Genomic DNA, 20,016 nt, shown 5'->3' on the forward strand with positions numbered 1-20,016 from the left:
CCTGCTGGACCCGGCGGGACCGGGCCACGCGTTTTGCGGAACCCGCCCCGGCCCGCCCTCGCCCGCCCCCGGCCCGCCCTCGCCCGTCCCCCTCCCGACCCGCTTCCGGCTGCGGCGACGCATCCGCTCCCGCCTGTTCGCTCAGAGTGAACAAGCGGTGGGGAACATTCAAGGGCTCACGAGCATTGAGTCAGTGTTGCTCAAGTTGACTGTCAAAGGGGAGATCATGGCTGATGAGTCCACGGCGTTCACGCTCGTCCTGCCCGTGCTGCCGCTCGACGGTGAAGTCGTGCTGCCGGGGATGGTCGTACCGCTGGACCTGAGTGACGCCGAGGTGCGGGCGGCCGTTGAAGCCGCGCAGGCCGCGCAGGCCGCCGCCCGCTCGGAGTCGGGCAAGCCCAAGGTGCTGCTGGTGCCGCGCATCGACGGCACGTATGCCAGGACCGGCGTCCTCGGCACCGTCGAACAGGTCGGCCGGCTGGCCGACGGCGACCCCGGTGCGCTGATCCGGGGCCGCGACCGCGTGCGCATCGGCGCCGGTACGACCGGTCCGGGTGCCGCGCTGTGGGTCGAGGGTGTCCGGGTCGAGGAGACCCTGCCCGACCCGCTGCCCGGTCAGGTGACCGAGCTGGTGAAGGAGTACAAGGCGCTGGCCAGCACCTGGCTGAAGAAGCGCGGTGCCTGGCAGGTCGTGGACCGGGTCCAGGCCATCGACGGCGTCTCCGCGCTCGCCGACAACTCCGGTTACTCACCCTTCCTCACCGCCGAACAGAAGATCCAGCTCCTGGAGACCACCGACCCGGTGGCCCGGCTGAAGCTCGCCACCCAGCAGCTCCGCGACCACCTCGCCGAGCAGGAGGTGGCCGAGACCATCGCCAAGGACGTCCAGGAGGGCGTCGACAAGCAGCAGCGCGAGTTCCTGCTCCGGCGCCAGCTGGAGGCGGTCCGCAAGGAGCTGCGCCAGCTGAACGGCGACGGCGACGACACGGCCGAGGAGTCCGACGACTACCGCGCCCGTGTGGAGGCCGCCGACCTGCCGGAGAAGGTCCGCGAGGCCGCCCTCAAGGAGGTCGACAAGCTGGAGCGCGCCTCCGACCAGTCGCCCGAGGGCTCCTGGATCCGCACCTGGCTGGACACCGTCCTGGAGATGCCGTGGAACGAGCGGACCGAGGACGCGTACGACATCCAGGGCGCCAAGGAGATCCTGGACGCCGAGCACGCCGGTCTGGAGGACGTGAAGGAGCGCATCACCGAGTACCTCGCGGTGCGCAAGCGGCGCGGTGAGCGCGGTCTCGGTGTGATCGGCGGGCGGCGCGGCGGTGCCGTGCTCGCGCTGGTCGGGCCGCCCGGCGTCGGCAAGACCAGCCTGGGCGAGTCCGTCGCGCACGCGATGGGGCGGAAGTTCGTCCGGGTCGCGCTCGGCGGTGTCCGGGACGAGGCGGAGATCCGGGGCCACCGGCGCACCTACGTCGGCGCGCTGCCCGGCCGTGTCGTCCGTGCGATCAAGGAGGCCGGGTCGATGAACCCGGTCGTGCTCCTGGACGAGATCGACAAGGTGGGCTCGGACTTCCGGGGCGACCCGGCCGCCGCCCTCCTCGAAGTCCTCGACCCCGCGCAGAACCACACCTTCCGGGACCACTACCTGGAGGTCGAACTCGACCTGTCCGACGTGGTGTTCCTCGCCACCGCCAACGTCCTGGAGGCGATCCCGGAGGCGCTGGCCGACCGGATGGAGATCGTCCGGCTCGACGGCTACACCGAGGACGAGAAGGTCGTCATCGCCCGCGACCACCTGCTCCCGCGCCAGCTGGAGCGCGCCGGTCTGACCGGCGAGGAGGTCGTGATCGACGAGGGCGCGCTGCGCAGGCTCGCCGGGGAGTACACCCGCGAGGCGGGCGTGCGCACCCTGGAGCGGACCATCGCGCGGCTGCTGCGCAAGGTCGCGGCCCAGCACGAACTGGGCGAGCGGGAGCTGCCGTTCACGGTCCGCGACGAGGACCTGCGCGGCCTGGTCGGGCGTCCGCACCACGTGCCCGAGTCCGCCCAGGACCCGGCCGAGCGCCGTACCGCCGTACCCGGTGTCGCCACCGGACTCGCGGTCACCGGCGCGGGCGGCGACGTCCTCTATGTCGAGGCGTCCCTCGCGGACCCCGAGACGGGCGCGGCGGGGCTCACCCTCACCGGTCAGCTCGGGGACGTGATGAAGGAGTCGGCGCAGATCGCGCTGAGCTTCCTGCGCGGTCACGGCGCGGAGCTGGAGCTGCCGGTGGCCGACCTGAAGGACCGGGGCGTGCACATCCACTTCCCGGCGGGCGCGGTGCCGAAGGACGGGCCGAGCGCGGGCATCACCATGACGACCGCGCTCGCGTCGCTGCTCTCCGGCCGGCTGGTCCGCACGGATGTCGCGATGACCGGCGAGGTGTCGCTGACCGGGCGCGTCCTGCCGATCGGCGGTGTGAAGCAGAAGCTGCTCGCCGCCCACCGCGCCGGGGTGAGCACCGTGATCATCCCCAAGCGCAACGAGGCCGACCTGGACGACGTCCCGGCCGAGGTGCTGGACAAGCTCGACGTCCACGCGGTGACCGACGTGCGCCAGGTGCTGGAGCTGGCGCTCGCCCCGGCCGCGCAGGGCGTGGAGGCGGAGGTTCCGGTGGCGGCGTGACGGACGTCACTGGAAGAGGGAAAGGCCCGGGTCCCGCGAGGGAAACCGGGCCTTTCCCGTGCCCGAAGGCCGGAAATGTCCCTTACTGAACAGGGCGTGAACATTTCTTGAAGGCAAGGTGCACAACTCTTTGCCCCCTTCCTTGGTCGAACAGTTGAACAGGCAGCATTTAGCTCGCCGTGCGACCTTGTGAAGTCCTTTGGGGGAGAAGTCTTGTCCATGATCATTCGTCGGCTGTGCGGCGTTGTACGTGTGCGCGGGGTGACCGACTTGCTGCTCGTATTCCTGCTCGCCGCGACGTTCGTGGCACTTCCCGTCTTCGCCCTCATGCCCTCGGTCCGCTGGTTCGCGGTGGCCTCCGTCGTGAGCTACGCCGTGGACGAGGCGCTGCACAGCCGGGCCCCCGGCTTCATCCGCCGGCTGACCGCGCTGCAGCTCAACCGCACCATGCGGTTCGCACTCCGGACGACGATGCTGCTCGCCCTGGCCGGCCGTATCGGTGTGTCGCACCGGGTGCTGGCCGTCGCGGTGGCCGTCTTCGGCGCGCACTTCGCCCTGGTGATGCTGTACTCGGCGGTGCACCACGCCATCCGGCGCCGCCGCGTGCTGCCGCTGGTGGTGCGCAACCTCGACCTCTCCGCGCTGGACGTGCCGCGGCAGCCCCCGGCGATCCTCTTCCGGCGCTACCTGCGCAAGCTGCTCCACTTCGACATACCGGCGCACGCCGGTCTGCTCGTCGCGCTGGCGACCGGCACGCGGTACCCGGCGTACGCCGGCTTCGCGGTGACGGCGGCGCTGTCCGTGACGGCGATGCTGGCCCTGCTGGACCAGTACCGCCGGGTGCGGCGGATGCCCGGCAAGGAGGAGGTCTTCGCCGAGGTCAACCGCCAGCTGGCGGCCTACCGGCCCGAGGTCGCGCTGTACTTCAGCTTCGCCTCGGTCTCCCGGAACTTCATGTACCAGGTCAACATGTGGATCGAGACGCTGGAGCAGCTCGACCTGCGCCCGGTGATCGTGCTGCGCGAGCGGGCCTCGTTCCGCTATCTGAGCCGCACCCGTCTCCCGGTGATCTGCGTGCCCAGGGCCGACGACCTGGCCGAGCTGGAGCTGTCCGACGTCCGCGTGGTGCTGTACCCCGGCAACGCGGGCAAGAACGTGCACATGCTGCGCGTGGCCGAGGCCAAGCACGTCTTCATCGGCCACGGCGACAGCGACAAGCTCGCCAGCAGCAACCGCGTCAGCAAGGTGTACGACGAGATCTGGGTGGCCGGACGGGCCGGCCGCGACCGCTACCAGCGGGTGCGGCACGCCATCAGCGACTCCTCCATCGTCGAGGTGGGCCGCCCGCAGCTGGCGCCGATCCGGCTGCACGCCGACCACGTGCCGGGCCCGCTGCCGACCGTCCTGTACGCCCCCACCTGGGAGGGCTGGAGCGACGACGACTGCCACACCTCCCTGATCCCGATGGGCGTCGCGCTGATCGAGCGCCTCCTCGCGGAGAACGTCCGCGTCATCTACAAGCCGCATCCGCTCACCGGCAAGCGCTCGGCCGAGGCGGCCGAGGCGGACCGGACCATCCGCCAGCTGCTGCGCGACGACAACGAGCAGCGCGGGGCGGCGGAGGCGGAGGCCGCCGCGGCCGCCGTCGAGCCGAGGCTGAAGGAGATCAGCGAGCGCATCGGCGAACTGGCCGGAAGCCAGGCGGGCGACGACGCCGAGCAGATCCGTGAGGCGCGGCTGCCCGAACTCGACGGCTCCGCCGAGTGGCAGGAACTGCACGACGAGTGGCACCGCCTGTTCTGGGAGAGCAGCGGCCAGATCCGCCACCACGTCGTCGTGAAGCAGCTGCCGACGCTGTACGAGTGCTTCAACCAGGCGGACATGCTCATCAGCGACGTCTCCTCCGTGGTCGCCGACTTCGTCGCGAGCCTCAAGCCGTACGTCCTGACCAACGCGCACGACCTGCCCGACGAGGAGTTCCGCGCCGCGTACACCACCGCCGGCGGCGCCTACCTGCTCGACCGGGCGTGCACGCGGCTGCCGGAGATCCTGCGCTCGATCCGCGAGCCGCTGCACGACCCGATGGCCGCGCAGCGCCGCACCCTCAAGGAGTACGTGCTCGGCCCGGACCGGCCGAGCTCCATGGAGCGCTTCAACACCGCCGTCAACGCGCTCGCCGACCTGGCCGCGGCGGAGCGGGCGGAGGACCTGGCGGCGGCCTCCCAGAGCCTCGTCATCCCGCAGCAGCGGGTCCCCTCGGCGGCCGTCGAGCTCTCCCTGGAGCCGGAGGGGATGGCCGGCTGAGCGGTCTCCCTCCGTCCGCACGCACGGGACCCCCGGCGGCACACAGGTGCCGCCGGGGGTCCGGCGTTTTCGCGGGGCGCTCACCCGTTGCCGGGAGGCGGCGTGCTCACCCGTTGCCGAGGCGCGGGGTGCTCACCCGTTGGCCAGCGCGACCACCCGGTCCAGGGCGCCGTTGAACCGGTCGTGGTCGCCGACGGTCGGTCCCGACGAGGTGTACTGCCACATCGTCTGGTAGCCCCAGCCCGCCGGGAGGGTGCCCGGGTCGGCGGCGTAGCGGGCGATCCACAGCGGGTTGTTCGCGGCGAACGCGGCGGAGTTCCCGGTGCACTGGGTCCACCAGCTGGTCGCCGTGTAGATCACGGCGTCGCGGCCGGTGCGGGCCCGGTAGGTGTTCAGGAAGTCCGCGATCCAGGAGACCATCGCCGCCGGGGTCTTGCCGTAGCAGGCGTCGCCGTACGGGTTCCACTCGATGTCGAGGGTGCCGGGCAGGGTCTTCCCGTCACGCGACCAGCCGCCGCCGTGGTCCACGAAGTAGTTCGCCTGGGCGGCGCCGGTCGTGGTGTCCGGGGTGGCGAAGTGGTACGCGCCGCGGATCATGCCGACGTTGTACGAGCCGTTGTACTGCTGCGCGAAGGACGGGTTGGTGTAGTAGGTGCCCTCGGTGGCCTTCGTGTAGGCCCAGCGGACGCCGCTGTTCCAGAGGGTGGCCCAGTCGACGCCGCCCTGGTGGCCGGAGACGTCGACGCCCTCGGTCTGGACGGCGGCGGCGACGGTGGGGGGAGTGCCGGAGCGGCCGTCGTGGGCGGCGACGCCGATGCCGAGCCAGGCGGAGCCCCGGGCGGGCGCCGCGGCGGTGCGGGCGGCGGCGGGTACGGCGGTCAGGGCGGCGAGCGCGAGCGCCGTCAGCAGGGCCGGGACGAGCCGCGTGCGGGGACGCGGACGGGGGGAGCGGGGTCTGTGCACGGGCATGACGTACCTCCTGGGCGGTTCCGAGGAGAAGTGGGGGATCGTGGCCATGTCACGGGAACTGTCGGGCCTGTCTGGCATGTCGGGCCCGGTCATCGAAGCTACGCACGTAGATGAGCGGGTGGAAGAGGGCTTCGATGCCGCCGTTGGTCTACGCCTGCGAAATACTGACGGAGCTGCGGTGATGACCGGGTTCGGCAGAAAATTTCAGGACGCGAAACCGATTCAGGGGTGCTGACGTGCACGAGGACGGAAAGTGCGGCGCGCACGGCGCCGGCGGCCAGGAGGTGCCGCGCTGCGCGGACCAGGAGTTCCTGGCGCTGGAACGCGAGCTGACCGTGCTGCTGCGGCGCGCCCGCGCCAACCAGGGGGAGATGGCCCGTGAGGTCCACCCCGACCTGGAGTCCTCCGCGTACGGCCTGCTCATCCGGCTCGACGAGTGCGGGGGGCAGCGGGCCACCGAGCTGGCCGCGTACATCGGCGTCGGCAAGGCCACCATGTCCCGCCAGCTGCGGGCCCTGGAGGAGCTGGGGCTGATCGCCCGCGAGCCCGATCCGGCCGACGGCCGCGCCTGGCTCGTCACGCTCACCGACGAGGGCCGCTGCCGGGTGGGCACGGTCCGCGAGGCCCGCCGCGCCCGCTACGTCAGCCAGCTCGCCCACTGGGACCGCCAGGAGGTCGCCGAACTGGCGCGGCTGCTGCACCAGTTGAACGGCATCGCGGAGAAGTAGCCCGGCTCGGACGGAGAAGTGGCCCCGCTCAGAAGGCGACGTGGATCACCGACGCGTCGTCGTGCGTCTTGCTCCGGCTCAGGAAGGTCCGCTCCTCGCGGTCCTTGTCCTCCAGTTCGCGCACCCGGGCCACCAGGGCGTCGGCGCCCTGTTCGGCGATCAGGTCGAACAGGGCCGTCCAGTCGCCCTCGTGGAACTTCTCGGTCCAGCGTGTGGCGCCGTCGGTCAGCGCGGCCAGCGCGCGCACGCGGTGGCGCGGCACGCTGCCGGTGACCGCGCGGGCGGCGACCGAGGGATCGGCGGCGGCCGTGAAGAAGCCGCCCTCCTTGTTGCGCAGGTTCGCGTCGATCAGCGCGTCGGTGGTGAGCGCCGCGCGGGGGAGCCGGGCCAGGCGGTCGTCCAGGACCGGGGTGACCGTCCCGTCCGGTGCGCGCAGCAGCAGCGCCGAGTCGGACAGGACCAGGTACTCCAGCAGGTCGGCCGACCAGCGGGCCAGAACGACCGTGGCCTGGGGTGTTCGCGGGTGAGAAAGGTCACAGGTTTGAGAGTGCGCGGAACGGGTTCGGTCGATCGCGCGCGCGAGAATCTCCGGCAGCGTCAGATGTCGGTCGGAAACGGTCAGTTCGGTCAGTGCGCCGCCGAGCCGCGCGGTGAACCAGGGGACCGGGTGGGCGCATCCCGTCTCCGTCCGGGGCGGTGTCACCCCGTCCAGCAAGATCACGCAACCGCCCTGACCGCAGACGGGTAGTCCGACACTCGCGAAGTCCTCGTTGGGGCGGTCCGGGTCGCCGGGTTCCGAGACGAGTTCAGTGCGCACCGGGCCAGTCTGCACGAACCCTCCACGGAAATCGCCAAACATCGTCGACCATGGCGCAATTGAGCCGTCGGGCCCGCATGGCCGCCTGGTTTGCGGGCAATTGGCGTACTACGGCAAGACGTGGCGGCGAATACTGCCAAAGGCTGCCCCGCGCGTCCAACCGGCCCGCCGCACGCGGGTGTCGGACCGGCCGGCGGAACTTGCCCGCCAACTCCCCTCCGATGTTCACTCCTTCGGGTGGCGGGTCAGGTGATGCGCGGCCACTGCCCACCGGCGCTGGGAGGGTCGGGAACCGTACGAACCGGGTGTACGCACCACTTGGCACCGAGACGACGGGGCGCCACCCGGGCCCTTCGGTAGACGAGTTCAGGATTGCGAGCACCGGTGCAGAAGAAGCGGCCTCGGCGCACAGGCAGGCAGACGGCCCCCGAGGGGGCCGCCGAGCAGACCCCCGTGGGCGCCGGACGCCCCACTCATGTGCGCACCCGGCTGATCGTCGCGGTGGCGGTTGTGGCCGCGGCCATCGCCGGAGCAGGCGCGCCCGCGCTGCTCGGCGCGTCCCGGGACCTCAGCGAGTCCCAGGAGCTGGCGACCCTGTCGGCCCGTACCCAGGACGCCCTCGCGCTGGCGCACTCCCTGGCGGACGAGCGCGACGAGGTGACCGCCTACGTGGCGGCGGGGCGCCCCCAGTCCAAGGCACCCTCCGAGGAGCGCGGCGCCCGGGTGGACCGCCAGGTCGAGGACCTGCGCGCCGACACCGGCATCCCGGCCCGGCTGCGGGCCGACCTCGACGGGATAGCGGCCGTCCGCCGTACCGCCCTCACGGGCAAGACGGACGCGCTCCAGACCCACCAGGCGTACTCCGCCACCATCACGGACCTGCACCGGCTCGCCACGGAACTGGCCGAGAAGATGCCTCCGCGCGCCGGTACCGGCGGCTACGCGCTCGCCGAGCTGGACACCGCCGTCCAGCAGTCCGCCGCCGCCCGCGGCCTGCTGCTGGCCGCGCTCAGCGTGCCGTCCACCCCGAACACGGTGGTCAGCCCCGTCACCGGTCTGCCGGTCACCACCCGCACCACCAGCGAGGCCGACCGCAAGCAGCGCGACGCGCTCACCGCCGCCGCCCAGCAGGCCCGGCTGCGCGCCGACTCCTCCCTCGCGGACTTCCGCGCCACCGGCACCAAGCAGGCCGTCACCTCCTTCGACTCGACGGTCACCGGCACCGAGGTCAACTCCGCCGACAAGTACCTCGCCGCCCTCACCGACCAGCCGGCCCTCGGCGACAGCGAGCTGAACACCAGCCCCAAGAAGCTGGACGCCACGCTCTCCGCCCGCGTCGACCTGATGCGCGGCGCCGAGCAGGCCCTCTACGACCGGCGCACCAAGGACCTCGCCCAGCTGCGGGACGACGACGTCACCGCGCTGGAGATCCGCGTCGCCGCGCTCGGCGTGCTGATGCTGGTCGCCGTCGGCATCGCCACCGGCATGGCCCGCACGCTCACCCGCCCGCTGTCCGTGCTGCGCCGCGGCTCGGCCCGGCTGGCCGGCGCCGAGGACCCGACGGCCGAGCAGCCGATCGCCTTCACCGGGCGCAACGACGAGTTCGCCCAGGTCGTCCGCTCCGTCAACGCCCTGCACGCGCACGCCGTCGCGCTGCACGAGCGGATCGCCACGCTGGAGGCCGACCGCAAGCACCTGGTCGGCCAGCGGCAGAAGATGGCCGACGCGCGCGAGCAGCTGCGTACCGAACTGTCCGAGTCCGCCGCCCAGTTGGAGCGGCTGCGGACCAGCATCGGCGGCACCTTCGTCAACCTCGCGCTGCGCACCCTCGGCCTCGTCGAGCGCCAGCTCTCGGTCATCGAGGGGCTGGAGGAGCGCGAGCAGGACCCGGAGCGGCTGGCCACGCTGTTCAAGCTGGACCACTTCGCCACGGTCATGCGCCGCCACAGCGAGAACCTGCTCGTCCTCTCCGGCACCGAGCACGTCCTGCCGCACCCCGGGCCCGTCCCGCTGGTCGACGTGGTCCGGGCGGCCGTCAGCGAGATCGAGCGGTACGAGCGCGTGCGCATCGCCGCGCTGCCGCCGCACGCGCACGTGGCCGGGTTCGCCGCCGACGACCTCTCCCATCTGCTCGCCGAACTCATGGAGAACGCCAGCTCGTTCTCCCCGCCGGACCTGCCCGTCGAGGTCTCCGGCTGGATGCTGGAGTCCGGCGAGGTCATGCTCTCCGTCCAGGACGAGGGCATCGGCATGACCACCGAGCGCATGGACCGGCTCAACTCCCGCCTCGCGGAGTTCGACCCGGAGTCGCCGTACGAGCAGGAGGGCGCCGACGGGCTCGGGCTCGGTCTGTACGTGGTGGCCCGGCTCGCCCACCGGCACGGCATCCGCGTGAAGCTGCGCGAGCAGAAGCAGGGGGGTGTGGCGGCGGTCGTCGTCCTGCCCGAGGCGCTGCTCGCCGAGACCCCGGTCGCCGCGATCCCGCACCCGGCCACCCGCCGGGACACCACCCAGTCCTTCTCCCTCCCCGGCGCCGACGCGGAGGCCAACTCCAACGTCCTGCGCGGCCGCGACAAGGGCACCGACCCACTGGTCGCCCTCGCGGAGAAGGCGGTACGAGACGAAGCCGCCGGCCGCGTACCGCCACTGGTCACCGAGACCACGATGGAGCTGCTGCTCCCGGAGACGGACGCGGACGCCGGGACGAAGGCGGGGGCCAAGTCCGCCAAGGTCAAGGTTGAGGCCAAGGCCAAGGCTGAGGCTGAGGCCAAGTCCGCCGACGCCGGGACCGAGCGGCCCGCCGCCGAGCCCCAGCGCACCGACGCCGGCGCCAGGCGTGCCGATGCCGAAGCGGCCGAGCCGTCGGACGAGGGCACCAGCCGTATCGCCGCCCGCTCCCAGCGCCTGGCCGCCCGCGCGGCCCGCGCCGACGACTGGCCCGGCGAGGCCGACGACGCTGCCGCTGCGGACGACCGGTCCGACGCGGAGGCCGCGCCCTCCGCCGGGGACGCCGCCCGCGCCGCCCGGCGAGCTCAGGGCGACGACTGGCCCGGCAAGGCTGCGGCTCCCGCCGACACCACCGCCCGCCGTGCCCAGGCCGACGACGCTGCCGCTGCGGACGACCGGTCCGACGCGGAGGCGGCGCCCTCGGCCGCAGGTGCTCAGGCTGACGACTGGCCCGGTGCTACGGCCGACCGCGCCGACGACGAGCCCGGCGAAGCCGCTGCCCGCGCCACTCGCCGTGCCCAGTCGGACGATTGGCCCGACGCGGAGGCCGCGTCCCCCGCCGGGGACGCCGCGCGTGCCGCCCGGCGTACTCGGGGCGACGACTGGCCCGGCGGAGCCGCCGACAACGCCGACGACCGGCCGGGCACGGCGGACGACCGCTCCGACGCGTCGGCCGAACCCGCCCGTCGCGCTCAGGCTGACGACTGGCCCGGGGCTGTAGCCGGCCACGCCGACGGCGAGCCTGGCGACGCCGCCGGTTCGTCCGATGCCGCTGCCCGCGCCAAGCGCCGGGCCCAGGCCGATGACTGGCCTGGGGCTGTGGCCGACCGCGCCGACGGCGAGCCTGGCGACGCCGCCGGTTCGTCCGATGGCGCTGCCCGCCGCAGCCACGCTGACGACTGGCCGGACGCGGAGACCGCGTCCTCCGCCGACGCCGTCGCCCGCCCCGCCCGTCGCGCTCAGGCCGATGACTGGCCTGGGGCTGCCGTCGGCCGCGCCGACGATGAGCCCGGCGAAGCCGCCGACTCGTCCGACGCCTCCGCCCGCAGCGCGCGCCGCGCTCAGGCTGACGACTGGCCCGGGGCTGTGGCCGGCCGCGTCGACGATGAGCCCGGCGACGCCGCCGACTCGTCCGACGCCGCCGCCCGCAGCGCGCGCCGCGCTCAGGCCGATGACTGGCCTGGGGCTGCGGCCGACCGTGCTGACGATGAGCCCGGCGAAGCCGCCGACTCGTCCGACGCCGCCGCCCGCAGCGCGCGCCGCGCTCAGGCTGACGACTGGCCTGGGGCTGCGGCCGGCCGCGCCGACGATGAGCCCGGCGAAGCCGCCGACTCCTCCGACGCCTTCGCCCGCCCCGCGCGCCGCGCTCAGGCCGACGACTGGCCCGGGGCTGCCGCCGACCGTGCCGGCGACGACGCCGACTCGTCCGACGCCGCCGCCCGCCGGGACCAGGATGACGACTGGCCCGTTGGAACCGACGGAGTCTCCGCGCCCGTTGGAACCGACGGAGTCCCCGCGTCCGCCGAGCGCGAGTGGTTCGTCGGTGAGGGCGCGTCGCGGGGCGGTCGGGAAGAGTTCGTGCCGCAGGCTCGTATTCCCGCGCCCAGGTCCGGGGACGCCCCTGGGGAGGGGGCCGTTCACGGGCGGGCCGCGGAGGAGACGGAGGCGGAGGACCGGCTCACCGCCAAGGGCCTCCCCAAGCGCACACCCAAGATCACCGCACCCGAGGCGCCGGCGGCCCCTCGCGGCGGAAGCGTCGACGCCGAGGCCCTGCGCCGCAGGCTCGGCGGATTCCGCCGCGGAGCCCAGGCCGGCTACCGGGATGTGGAAGCGGAGATCGCCGACAAGACGGGCCGGAACGAGCGGCCCGCCACCGGCGAACACGTCGAAGAAGCCACGGGGGGCCCAGCCGAGGAGGCAAGCAGTTGACCACGCCCAGTACTTACGGACTGAGCAGTGAAGCCCGCAACCTGCACTGGCTGCTGACAAACCTGGTCGAGGAAGTACCCGGCATCCAGTCCGTGGCGGTCGTCTCCTCCGACGGCCTGCTGCTCCTGTCCTCCGACCCCGAGCGGGCGGAGGAGTCCCGGCAGGCACGCCCTGCCAAGGGGCCGCGCGGCAGCGCCGCCGACCTCGCCACCATCGTCTCCGGCATCGGCAGCCTCACCGTCGGCGCCGCCAAGCTGATGGACTCCGGCGCGGTCAAGCACACGATGGTCGCGATGGACGAGGGAAGCCTGTTCGTCATGTCGATCAGCGACGGTTCGCTGCTCGGCGTGCACGGCTCCGCCGAGTGCGACATGAGCGTCGTGGCGTACCACATGGCCCTGTTCGTCGGCCGTGCCGGACACGTGCTCACGCCCGAACTCCGCAGCGAGCTGAGGAAATCGCTGGAGTCCGAGACGACGGGGAGCGGCCGATGAGCAGGACGGGGACGAGGAACAAGTCCAAGAAGGGGCAGCTTCCCGTACGCGGCGGCGACCGCAAGGCCGCCCGCGTCCGCCCCTACTCGCTCACCGGCGGGCGCACCCGCTTCGGCCACGTCCTCCTGGTGGAGACGTTCGTGGCCACCACGGCGGCCATCGACGCCCCCGAGGAGCGCAGGGAACTCACCGACGGTGGTGCCGGCGCCCGGGTCATGCCCGAGATGCTGGCCATCGTCGAACTGTGCCGCCGTATGCGCACGGTGGCCGAGATCGCCGCGCTGCTGAGCATGCCGCTCGGCGTGGTCCGGGTGCTCCTGAGCGACCTCGCGGACCAGGGAAAGATCCGTGTGTACGGCACCGGAACCGGTCACGGCACCGGCCGTCCGGACCGCGCTCTGCTGGAAAGGGTGCTGAGTGGACTCCGTCGTCTCTGACGCCACCGCCTCCGTCGGGAACGTCTCCACCGTCTCCGCCCTCGTCGGGACCGCCGATCCCGACGAGAACCTCAAGTCCTGGCAGCAGGACCGCAGCCGCGCCCCCGTCGCCACCAAGATCGTGGTGGCGGGCGGCTTCGGCGTGGGCAAAACCACTCTGGTCACAGCGGTCTCGGAGATCACCCCGCTGCAGACCGAGGCCCTGATGACCCAGGCGAGCGAGGAGACCGACGACCTCACCGCCACCCCGGGCAAGACGTCCACCACCGTGGCGATGGACTTCGGCCGCATCACGCTCGACGACGATCTGGTGCTCTACCTGTTCGGCACGCCGGGCCAGCAGCGGTTCTGGTTCATGTGGGACGACCTGACGCGCGGTGCGATAGGCGCCGTGGTCCTGGCCGACACCCGGCGGCTCAAGGACTGCTTCCCGGCGCTGGACTACTTCGAGAGCTGCGGCCTGCCCTACGTGGTCGCGGTCAACCACTTCGACGGCACGGAGAACTTCGAGCCGGAGGACGTGCGGGAAGCGCTGACCATCCCGGCGCACGTCCCTGTCATGATCATGGACGCCCGGCGCCGGATCTCGGTCATCGAGACCCTGCTGGCCCTGGTGGGCCACGCGCTGGACGTCACCCCCGAGTAGTCCCAGCCCCCGTAGGAGACACCCCCGTATGCGGAAGATACTCGTCGTCGGGGCCGGTCAGTCCGGCCTCCAGCTCGCCCTCGGCCTCCAGTCGAACGGCTACGAGGTCACCCTGATGTCCAACCGGACGGCGGACGAGATCCGCTCCGGCCGCGTCATGTCGACGCAGTGCATGTTCGACACGGCGCTGGGGCACGAGCGGGACCTGAAGCTGAACTTCTGGGAGTCCCAGGCCCCGAAGATCGAGGGCCTCGGCGTGTCCGTCGCGGCCCCCGGCTCCTTCGATCCCGGCCCCTCCCAGCGGGCCATCGACTGGGTCGGCAAGCTGGACGGCTTCGCCCAGTCGGTCGACCAGCGGGTGAAGATGGCCGGCTGGATGGAGACCTTCGCCCAGCGCGGCGGCCAGCTGGTCATCCACGGCGCGGCCGTCGGCGACCTGGACTACTTCTCCCGCACCTACGACCTCGTCCTGGTCTCGGCGGGCAAGGGCGAGCTGGTCTCGATGTTCGCCCGGGACCCGGAGCGCTCCCCGTACACCGAGCCGCAGCGCGCGCTCGCGGTGGCGTACGTGCACGGGCTCGGTCCGCGCCCCGAGCACCCGGACTTCGAGGCCGTGCGCTGCAACCTGGTGCCCGGGGTCGGCGAGCTGTTCGTCATGCCGACCCTGACCACCTCCGGCCGCGCCGACATCCTGTTCTGGGAGGGCATACCCGGCGGGCCCCTCGACGTCTTCAACGGCGTCAAGGACCCGGCCGAGCACCTCTCCCTCACGCTGGAGCTGATGGAGAAGTTCCTGCCCTGGGAGTACGCGCGCGCCACCAAGGTCGAGCTGACCGACGCGGGTGCCACCCTCGCGGGCCGTTACGCGCCGACCGTGCGCAACCCCATCGGCCGGCTCCCCGGCGGCGGTCTGGTCCTCGGCGTGGCCGACGTGGTCGTGGCCAACGACCCGATCACCGGCCAGGGCTCCAACTCCGCGTCCAAGTGCGCCGCTTCGTACCTCGCCTCCATCCTGGAGCGGGGCGAGGAGCCCTTCGACGAGGAGTGGATGAAGGCCACCTTCGACCGCTACTGGGACACCGCCCAGCACGTCACCAAGTGGACCAACGCGATGCTGGCCCCGCCGCCGGAGCACATCCTCAACCTCATCGGCGCCGCAGGCCAGCTCCAGCCGGTCGCCGACCGCTTCGCCAACGGCTTCAACGACCCCGCCGACTTCGAGAACTTCTTCTACGAGCCGGAGAAGACGGCGGCGTACCTGGCGGAGGTCACGGGCGGCTGACGCCCCTCGTTGCGCAGAGGCCGCCGCGACCCCGTGTCGCGGCGGCCTTCGGCGTGTTCAGAGGCGGCGCGGGGGCGCGTCCGGGCGTACGGCGCCCAGGATGGGGTTGGCGGCGATGGGGGAGATCTTGACGTGGTCGCCGGTGCGCGGGGCCTGGACCACCTTGCCGTCGCCGATGTACATCGCCACGTGGGTGGCCTCGGGGAAGTAGATCACCAGGTCGCCGGGGCGGAGCCGGGTCAGCGGGATACGGCGCAGGGTGGCCCACTGCTCCTGGCTGGTACGGGGGATCGGGGTGCCCGCGCGGGCCCAGGCGCGGGAGGTCAGGCCCGAGCAGTCGTACGCGGACGGGCCCTCGGCGCCCCACACGTACGGCTTGCCGATCTGGTCCATCGCGAAGCTGAGCGCGCGGGTGCCGGCGGTGGACGCCGGCCGGTCGGGGCCCAGTGCGCCGGAGGTGGCGAGACGATTCTGCGCGGCGGTCACCCCGTCCTGCTCCAGCTGGTTCACCTCGGTCAGCTGCGCCGGGGTGAGGGCGGCGAGCATCCGCTCCACGTCCCGCAGCCGGGCCGTCACACCGTCCCGGTCCCGCTTCTGCTTGTCCGCCAGGGTCTCCTGGGTGTCCAGCGCCTTGCGCGCGGCCCGTGCCACCGCGTCCGCCCGCTGCTCGGCGCCGGTCAGCCGGTCCAGCGTCCGGGCGCGCGCGCTCGCCAGGCGGCCGATGACGTGCCCCTCGTCCAGCGCCTGCTGGGGATCGCGCGCGAGGAGCAGGCGGACGTAGGGGGAGAAGTCCGAGCTGTTCTGGTACTGCTCGCGGGCCAGTCGTCCGGCGTCGCCCCGGCTGTCGTTCAACTCCAGCCTCGCCCGCGTCAGTTCACCGTCCAGGCGGCGCACCTCGGCGCGCTGCCGGGTCAGCTTCTCCGAGGTGCCGTTGTAGGTCTCGGCGGCCTGTTCGGTCTGCCGGTACAGCCGCTGAAGATCCGTCAGCAGCTGGGACGCCGAGCGCGGGGGCGCCGGTTCGGCCGCCGCCGGCACGGGCGCGAGGGCGGCCTGAGCGGCCACCGCGGCCGTACAGGCCAGACGCAGAAGCGGTACTGACACGCCATCACCTCCGGTGCGGAGCTGCGGACCTCCCGCCTCCTCCGTACCGCGAGCATCGGGTGCCTGTCGCGGGACGCGCGCGCCGAGCGTGCGCGGTCCGGCGCAACCCTGTCACCCGGTCGGGTCGTCCGGCTTGCCGTCCGGCGTGTTGTCCGGGGTGCCGTCCTGTGCGGGCCGCGCGGCCGGCCGGGACCACGGCCACCGCAGCCGGTCCCCGCTCCGCTCGCCCGCCGGGTCGTACACGTACTTCCACCCCCGCACCAGGCCCAGCCTCCTGGTGTGCCCGAGCGGTTCGCGGCGGTAGTACAGCACGGTGGGCGGGCCGCCGGCCGCGTCGGGGACGGGGATGCGGTACGTCTTCGGGGGGTGCCCGGTGGGGCCGAGCAGTACGGGCAGCACCCGGCCGTCCATGGGGCCGCCCTCGAAGGGGGTGTCCTGACTCTTCACGCGCCCCAGTCTCGGTCATCGCCGCCGAGGTCACCGAGGAGCGCCGCCGTCTGCGGGTCGCGGGCGGCGGTCACCGCGAGGACGGCCGTGAACTGCTCCACCAGCCAGTCGCGCAGCTCGTCCGCCGGGGGCAGCTTGCCGTCGTCCAGCCACATCAGGGACGACGCCTCCACCGCCGCGATCCACATCCGCACGGTCATCCGCAGCCGGGGTCCCGGCTCGGCCACGCCGAGGTGGCGGAAGAGATGGTCGGCGGCGGCCCGGCGCACCCCGTCCACGATGGCGGTCGTCCGGGAGGTCTCCACCACGCTGCCGCCCTGGAGCAGCGCGCTGAACCCGGTGTCGTGCTGGTCGACGAAGGCCAGGTACCGGTCGAGCGCGCGGCCCAGCCGGGGCACGAGCGGGCCTTCGCGGGGCTCGTCGAAGCACTGGCGCAGCGCGTCCGCCGCCGAGGTGAGCGCGGCCTCGTACAGCTGCTGCTTGCCGCCGGGGAAGTAGCGGTACACCAGCGGACGCGAGACTCCGGCCGCCTCCGCCACGTCGTCCAGCGAGACGTCCTCCGGCGCGCGGTGCGCGAAGAGGGACAGCGCCGCGTCGAGAAGCTGACGGCGACGCTGCTCCACGCTCAGGCGTCGGTAGGCGGGGGAGGGGGCCTGCGGGGTCATGCCCGGCAGCGTAATCGCTCCGCGCCGGGCGTCCCGCCGGACCGGGGGGTTCCGGTGTACGGAGGTGCCGTGTGCCCGGTCGGCGACTTCGGCTTGCCCGGTGCCGGCGGTTCCGGCGCGCCCGGTGATGACGACCTCGGCGCGCCCCGCCCATGACCGCGCCGACGCCGCCTGCTCGCGGCGGCTCCGGCGCGCTCGCTCGTGACGTTCCTGGCTTGTGTGCCGGCGGCGGCTCGGGACTGCCCGGTCACGGCCGTGTCCGCCCTGCCCGTGCGCGGCGGCGGAGGTGCGCCGGCTCGCCGCGTTCCCGGCCTGCCCGTTCGCGGACGCTCTTGGTCCCCCCGGCTCACGCCGCTTCAGCGCGCCCGCTCCGGCGGCTCGGCTGTCGCCGGGTCGGTCTGTCGGGGTTCGGGGGCCTGGGTGTGTCCGCTTCTGGCGGCTCGGCTGTCGCCGGGTCGGTCTGTCGGGGTTCGGGGGCCTGGGTGTGCTCGCTTCTGGCGGCTCGGCTGTCGTCGGGTCGGTCTGTCGGGGTTCGGGGGCCCGGGTGTGCCCGTTGCCGGTGGCTCGGCTGCCATCGGTCCGGCCTGCCCGGGCCCGGGGTGCGGGGTGTGCCCGCTTGTGGCGGCATCGGGCTGTCCGCTTGCGGCCGTTCCGGGCCGGCCCCCGCGCTCCCGGCCGCCCCTCGGCTCGCCGCAGCGCGGGCTCCAGGCCGAGGGGCCGTTCCCCGCCTTCCCGGTCGCCCGCTACGCCAGCAGTCCCGACGCCTTCCACAGGCGCCGGCCCGCTCCGCGCAGGACGCCGATCTCGTCCAGGAAGTCGGTCAGCCGCTTCGCTCCGGTCTGCATCACCTCGCGGCGGTGGCCGCTGGCCTTGACCTGGGCCATCGCCTCGCGCCGGTCGAGGCCGACGTTGGTGTAGACCTCGGGGTTGACGAAGGCGACGGAGAAGACGCGCGCGAACTCGCCGGAGGTGACGCGGGTGAACTCCTGGGACCACTTGGGCGCGGTCACCATCTGGCGCCGCAGCTCCTCGCGGGCGTACCGCACATGCCGGGCCTCCTCCACCACGTGGATGCGCGTGACGCCCCGGATCAGCGGCTGGACCCGCTCGTCCGGGAAGGTCAGCCGCTGCATCCAGTCGAGAACCTCTTCACCGAGCAGGGTCGCCGTGAAGGAACCCGGGGTCGTGGAGATGGTCTTGAAGAGCCGGCCGAGGTTCTGGTGGGCCCGGCTGACGGGGTACCAGGGCGTCCCGCCGCGCGAGATCACCCGGGCGAACATCTTCGAGTGCCGGCACTCGTCCTCGATCTCGGTGAGCGCGTACCGCACGTGCGCGCTCGTCGCCGCCTTGTCGTAGATGTGCCGGACCAGCAGCTGCATGAGGATCAGCTCGAACCAGATGCCCAGCGAGGCCAGCGCGGCGGCCTCGTGCCGGGAGAGGTCGATGCGCTGCTCCTCGCTCATCTTCTCCCACAGCGGCGTGCCGTAGAGCGAGACCAGCTCCGGCGGCCAGAACCACTTGCCCTCCTCGAAGGGGGCCTCCCAGTCCAGCTCCTTGTCCGGGTCGAACGAGTGCTTGGCGGACGATACGAGCAGCCGCTCGGCCACCTCCTCACGGTCCTTGAGCAGGCCCAGCGCGTCGCGCAGCCCTTCGAGCGCGTCCGCTTCGGTCAGGGTCGTCATGGCTCACTCACCTCGTCACCCGGGGGTACGTCGTCGTCCGCCTCTTATGAGACTGCGTGTCAGCAAGGGCGTCAATCCCTCCTGCGCGACTTGTTGACGGGGCGTCGGCCGGCTTGACGGGATGTCGGCACCGAGGACCGGGATGTCCGAATGGAGTACCGTGCTGGCGTGTCCATGCCTCCGCAGCCCCCGTCCCAGCCGCCGGCCCAGCCTCCGTACGGCACCCCCGGCCCCCAGGACGCCCCTGGTCCCCAGGGTGCCCCCGGCCCTCAGGGTGCCCCTGGCCCTCAGGGTGCCCCCGGCCCGTACGCCGCTCCCGGCCCCCAGGGCGCACCGGGCCCGTACGGCGCCCCCGCTCCCCAGGGCGCGCCGGGCCCGTACGGCTACCCCGGGCCGCAGCCCTACGGCAGCCCCTACGCCCAGCAGCCGGGCGCGCCCTACCCGCCGCAGCCGTACCCCGCCTGGGGCGCGCCGGTCGCGCCCCCGCCCCGCAAGCGGCGGACCGGGCTCATCCTCGGCATCGTCGGCGGCGTCCTCGCGCTCGGCATCGCCGGCGTCACCGGCCTGGTCCTGCTCGGCAAGGCCGTCGACAGCGGACTCCCGCAGGCCCGGCACAAGCTGACGCTTCCCCAGCAGCTGCTCGACGGCAAGTACGACATAGCCCAGGACCTCTCCAGGACCGAGGGCAAGAAGGTAGAGGAAGAGGCGAACGGCGCCTGGGGCGCGAAGGACATCCACGCCGTCGTCGGCCAGTACAACCAGGGCGGCGACGCCTCCAAGGGCGTGCTGGTGGTCTCCGGCATGTACGGCCGCTTCAGCCACCAGGCCGCGGTACGGCGCGGCATGCTCGACGGCGCCGGCAAGGCCCCGGGCGCGTCGGTGGCCCAGCCCGCCAAGGACGTCACCCCGCCCGGCTCAGCGGTCACCATCAGCTGCGAGGTGCTCCGGCAGAGCCAGTCCGGGGTCCGGCTCGTCTACCCCGTCTGCGCCTGGGCGGACGGCAACACGGGCGCCGTGGTCGTCACGGCCGACCTGACCGCGACCGACCCCTCCGACGTGGACCTCGACGTCGCCGCCCACAACACCCTGAGGGTGCGCGGCGACATGCTCCAGCCGGTGGGCTGAG

The 20,016-nt window shown here is 73.0% G+C and carries 16 protein-coding genes; 10 read left to right on the plus strand and 6 right to left on the minus strand.

Features of this window, described 5'->3' with window-relative positions; translation table 11 throughout:
- Positions 1-226: 226 nt before the first annotated feature.
- Positions 227-2,662, plus strand: a complete 2,436-nt coding sequence (gene lon / locus AB0898_RS04190; protein WP_366801252.1) for an endopeptidase La — start codon at positions 227-229, stop codon at positions 2,660-2,662.
- A gap of 261 nt (positions 2,663-2,923) precedes the next feature.
- A complete protein-coding gene (locus AB0898_RS04195; RefSeq protein WP_366801377.1) occupies positions 2,924-4,966 on the plus strand; it encodes a hypothetical protein in 2,043 nt (680 codons plus the stop codon).
- A gap of 132 nt (positions 4,967-5,098) precedes the next feature.
- Here AB0898_RS04195 and AB0898_RS04200 read toward each other — a convergent pair whose 3' ends face one another.
- A complete protein-coding gene (locus AB0898_RS04200; protein ID WP_366801253.1) occupies positions 5,099-5,935 on the minus strand; it encodes a lysozyme in 837 nt (278 codons plus the stop codon).
- On the opposite strand from AB0898_RS04200, the gene AB0898_RS04205 reads away from it, so the two are divergent.
- Both AB0898_RS04205 and AB0898_RS04210 read left to right on the plus strand, forming a co-directional pair.
- Positions 5,934-6,170 (plus strand): hypothetical protein, encoded by a 237-nt coding sequence (locus AB0898_RS04205; protein ID WP_366801254.1) that lies wholly within the window; start codon positions 5,934-5,936, stop codon positions 6,168-6,170. The two genes, AB0898_RS04200 and AB0898_RS04205, sit on opposite strands and share 2 nt — an antisense overlap.
- Position 6,171: 1 nt before the next feature.
- Positions 6,172-6,663 (plus strand): MarR family transcriptional regulator, encoded by a 492-nt coding sequence (locus tag AB0898_RS04210; RefSeq protein WP_366801255.1) that lies wholly within the window; start codon positions 6,172-6,174, stop codon positions 6,661-6,663.
- Between the two features lie 28 nt (positions 6,664-6,691).
- Here the strand turns inward: AB0898_RS04210 and AB0898_RS04215 are convergent, their stop codons facing one another.
- A complete protein-coding gene (locus tag AB0898_RS04215; RefSeq protein ID WP_366801256.1) occupies positions 6,692-7,480 on the minus strand; it encodes a hypothetical protein in 789 nt (262 codons plus the stop codon).
- Between the two features lie 384 nt (positions 7,481-7,864).
- Here AB0898_RS04215 and AB0898_RS04220 point away from each other — a divergent pair, with 384 nt between their 5' ends.
- Genes AB0898_RS04220 through AB0898_RS04240 form a run of 5 tightly spaced genes read left to right on the plus strand, consistent with a single transcriptional unit; the run spans position 7,865 to position 14,995 of the window.
- The gene (locus AB0898_RS04220) at positions 7,865-12,136 is read left to right on the plus strand and encodes a nitrate- and nitrite sensing domain-containing protein (protein ID WP_366801257.1); all 4,272 of its coding nucleotides are present in this window, start codon (positions 7,865-7,867) and stop codon (positions 12,134-12,136) included.
- Positions 12,133-12,630, plus strand: a complete 498-nt coding sequence (locus tag AB0898_RS04225; RefSeq protein WP_361775469.1) for a roadblock/LC7 domain-containing protein — start codon at positions 12,133-12,135, stop codon at positions 12,628-12,630. The genes AB0898_RS04220 and AB0898_RS04225 overlap by 4 nt, the downstream gene beginning before the upstream one ends.
- Positions 12,627-13,067 carry a DUF742 domain-containing protein gene (locus tag AB0898_RS04230; RefSeq protein ID WP_366801258.1) on the plus strand — a complete coding sequence of 147 codons (441 nt, stop codon included), beginning with the start codon at positions 12,627-12,629 and terminating at the stop codon, positions 13,065-13,067. The genes AB0898_RS04225 and AB0898_RS04230 overlap by 4 nt, the downstream gene beginning before the upstream one ends.
- Positions 13,048-13,713: an ATP/GTP-binding protein gene (locus tag AB0898_RS04235; RefSeq protein ID WP_366801259.1), complete on the plus strand. Its 666-nt coding sequence runs from the start codon at positions 13,048-13,050 to the stop codon at positions 13,711-13,713. The genes AB0898_RS04230 and AB0898_RS04235 overlap by 20 nt, the downstream gene beginning before the upstream one ends.
- Before the next feature lie 28 nt (positions 13,714-13,741).
- A complete protein-coding gene (locus AB0898_RS04240) occupies positions 13,742-14,995 on the plus strand; it encodes a styrene monooxygenase/indole monooxygenase family protein (RefSeq protein WP_366801260.1) in 1,254 nt (417 codons plus the stop codon).
- Between the two features lie 57 nt (positions 14,996-15,052).
- On the opposite strand, the gene AB0898_RS04245 is transcribed toward AB0898_RS04240, so the two are convergent.
- The 4 genes from AB0898_RS04245 to AB0898_RS04260 all read right to left on the minus strand — a co-directional run bounded on the left by AB0898_RS04245 (position 15,053) and on the right by AB0898_RS04260 (position 18,890).
- On the minus strand, positions 15,053-16,096 hold the full coding sequence (locus AB0898_RS04245; protein ID WP_366801261.1) for a C40 family peptidase: 1,044 nt from the start codon (positions 16,094-16,096) through the stop codon (positions 15,053-15,055).
- Between the two features lie 111 nt (positions 16,097-16,207).
- On the minus strand, positions 16,208-16,543 hold the full coding sequence (locus AB0898_RS04250) for a hypothetical protein (RefSeq protein WP_366801263.1): 336 nt from the start codon (positions 16,541-16,543) through the stop codon (positions 16,208-16,210).
- Positions 16,540-17,208: a helix-turn-helix domain-containing protein gene (locus AB0898_RS04255; protein WP_366801264.1), complete on the minus strand. Its 669-nt coding sequence runs from the start codon at positions 17,206-17,208 to the stop codon at positions 16,540-16,542. The genes AB0898_RS04250 and AB0898_RS04255 overlap by 4 nt, the downstream gene beginning before the upstream one ends.
- 743 nt (positions 17,209-17,951) lie before the next feature.
- Complete coding sequence (locus tag AB0898_RS04260) at positions 17,952-18,890, minus strand: diiron oxygenase (RefSeq protein ID WP_366801265.1); 939 nt, start codon at positions 18,888-18,890, stop codon at positions 17,952-17,954.
- Between the two features lie 174 nt (positions 18,891-19,064).
- On the opposite strand from AB0898_RS04260, the gene AB0898_RS04265 reads away from it, so the two are divergent.
- Complete coding sequence (locus AB0898_RS04265; RefSeq protein WP_366801378.1) at positions 19,065-20,015, plus strand: hypothetical protein; 951 nt, start codon at positions 19,065-19,067, stop codon at positions 20,013-20,015.
- The last annotated feature ends 1 nt before the right edge of the window (position 20,016 follow it).

The organism is Streptomyces sp. NPDC005435 (assembly GCF_040703155.1).
Taxonomy (GTDB): Bacteria; Actinomycetota; Actinomycetes; order Streptomycetales; family Streptomycetaceae; genus Streptomyces.

Bases quoted from the DNA above. Each gene is read 5' to 3' on its own strand.
- lon (WP_366801252.1), top strand. From the start codon at position 227: ATGGCTGATGAGTCCACGGCGTTCACGCTCGTCCTGCCCGTGCTGCCG.
- AB0898_RS04205 (WP_366801254.1), top strand. From the start codon at position 5,934: ATGACGTACCTCCTGGGCGGTTCCGAGGAGAAGTGGGGGATCGTGGCC.
- AB0898_RS04200 (WP_366801253.1), bottom strand. From the start codon at position 5,935: ATGCCCGTGCACAGACCCCGCTCCCCCCGTCCGCGTCCCCGCACGCGG.
- AB0898_RS04230 (WP_366801258.1), top strand. From the start codon at position 12,627: ATGAGCAGGACGGGGACGAGGAACAAGTCCAAGAAGGGGCAGCTTCCC.
- AB0898_RS04240 (WP_366801260.1), top strand. From the start codon at position 13,742: ATGCGGAAGATACTCGTCGTCGGGGCCGGTCAGTCCGGCCTCCAGCTC.
- AB0898_RS04255 (WP_366801264.1), bottom strand. From the start codon at position 17,208: ATGACCCCGCAGGCCCCCTCCCCCGCCTACCGACGCCTGAGCGTGGAG.
- AB0898_RS04260 (WP_366801265.1), bottom strand. From the start codon at position 18,890: ATGACGACCCTGACCGAAGCGGACGCGCTCGAAGGGCTGCGCGACGCG.
- AB0898_RS04265 (WP_366801378.1), top strand. From the start codon at position 19,065: ATGCCTCCGCAGCCCCCGTCCCAGCCGCCGGCCCAGCCTCCGTACGGC.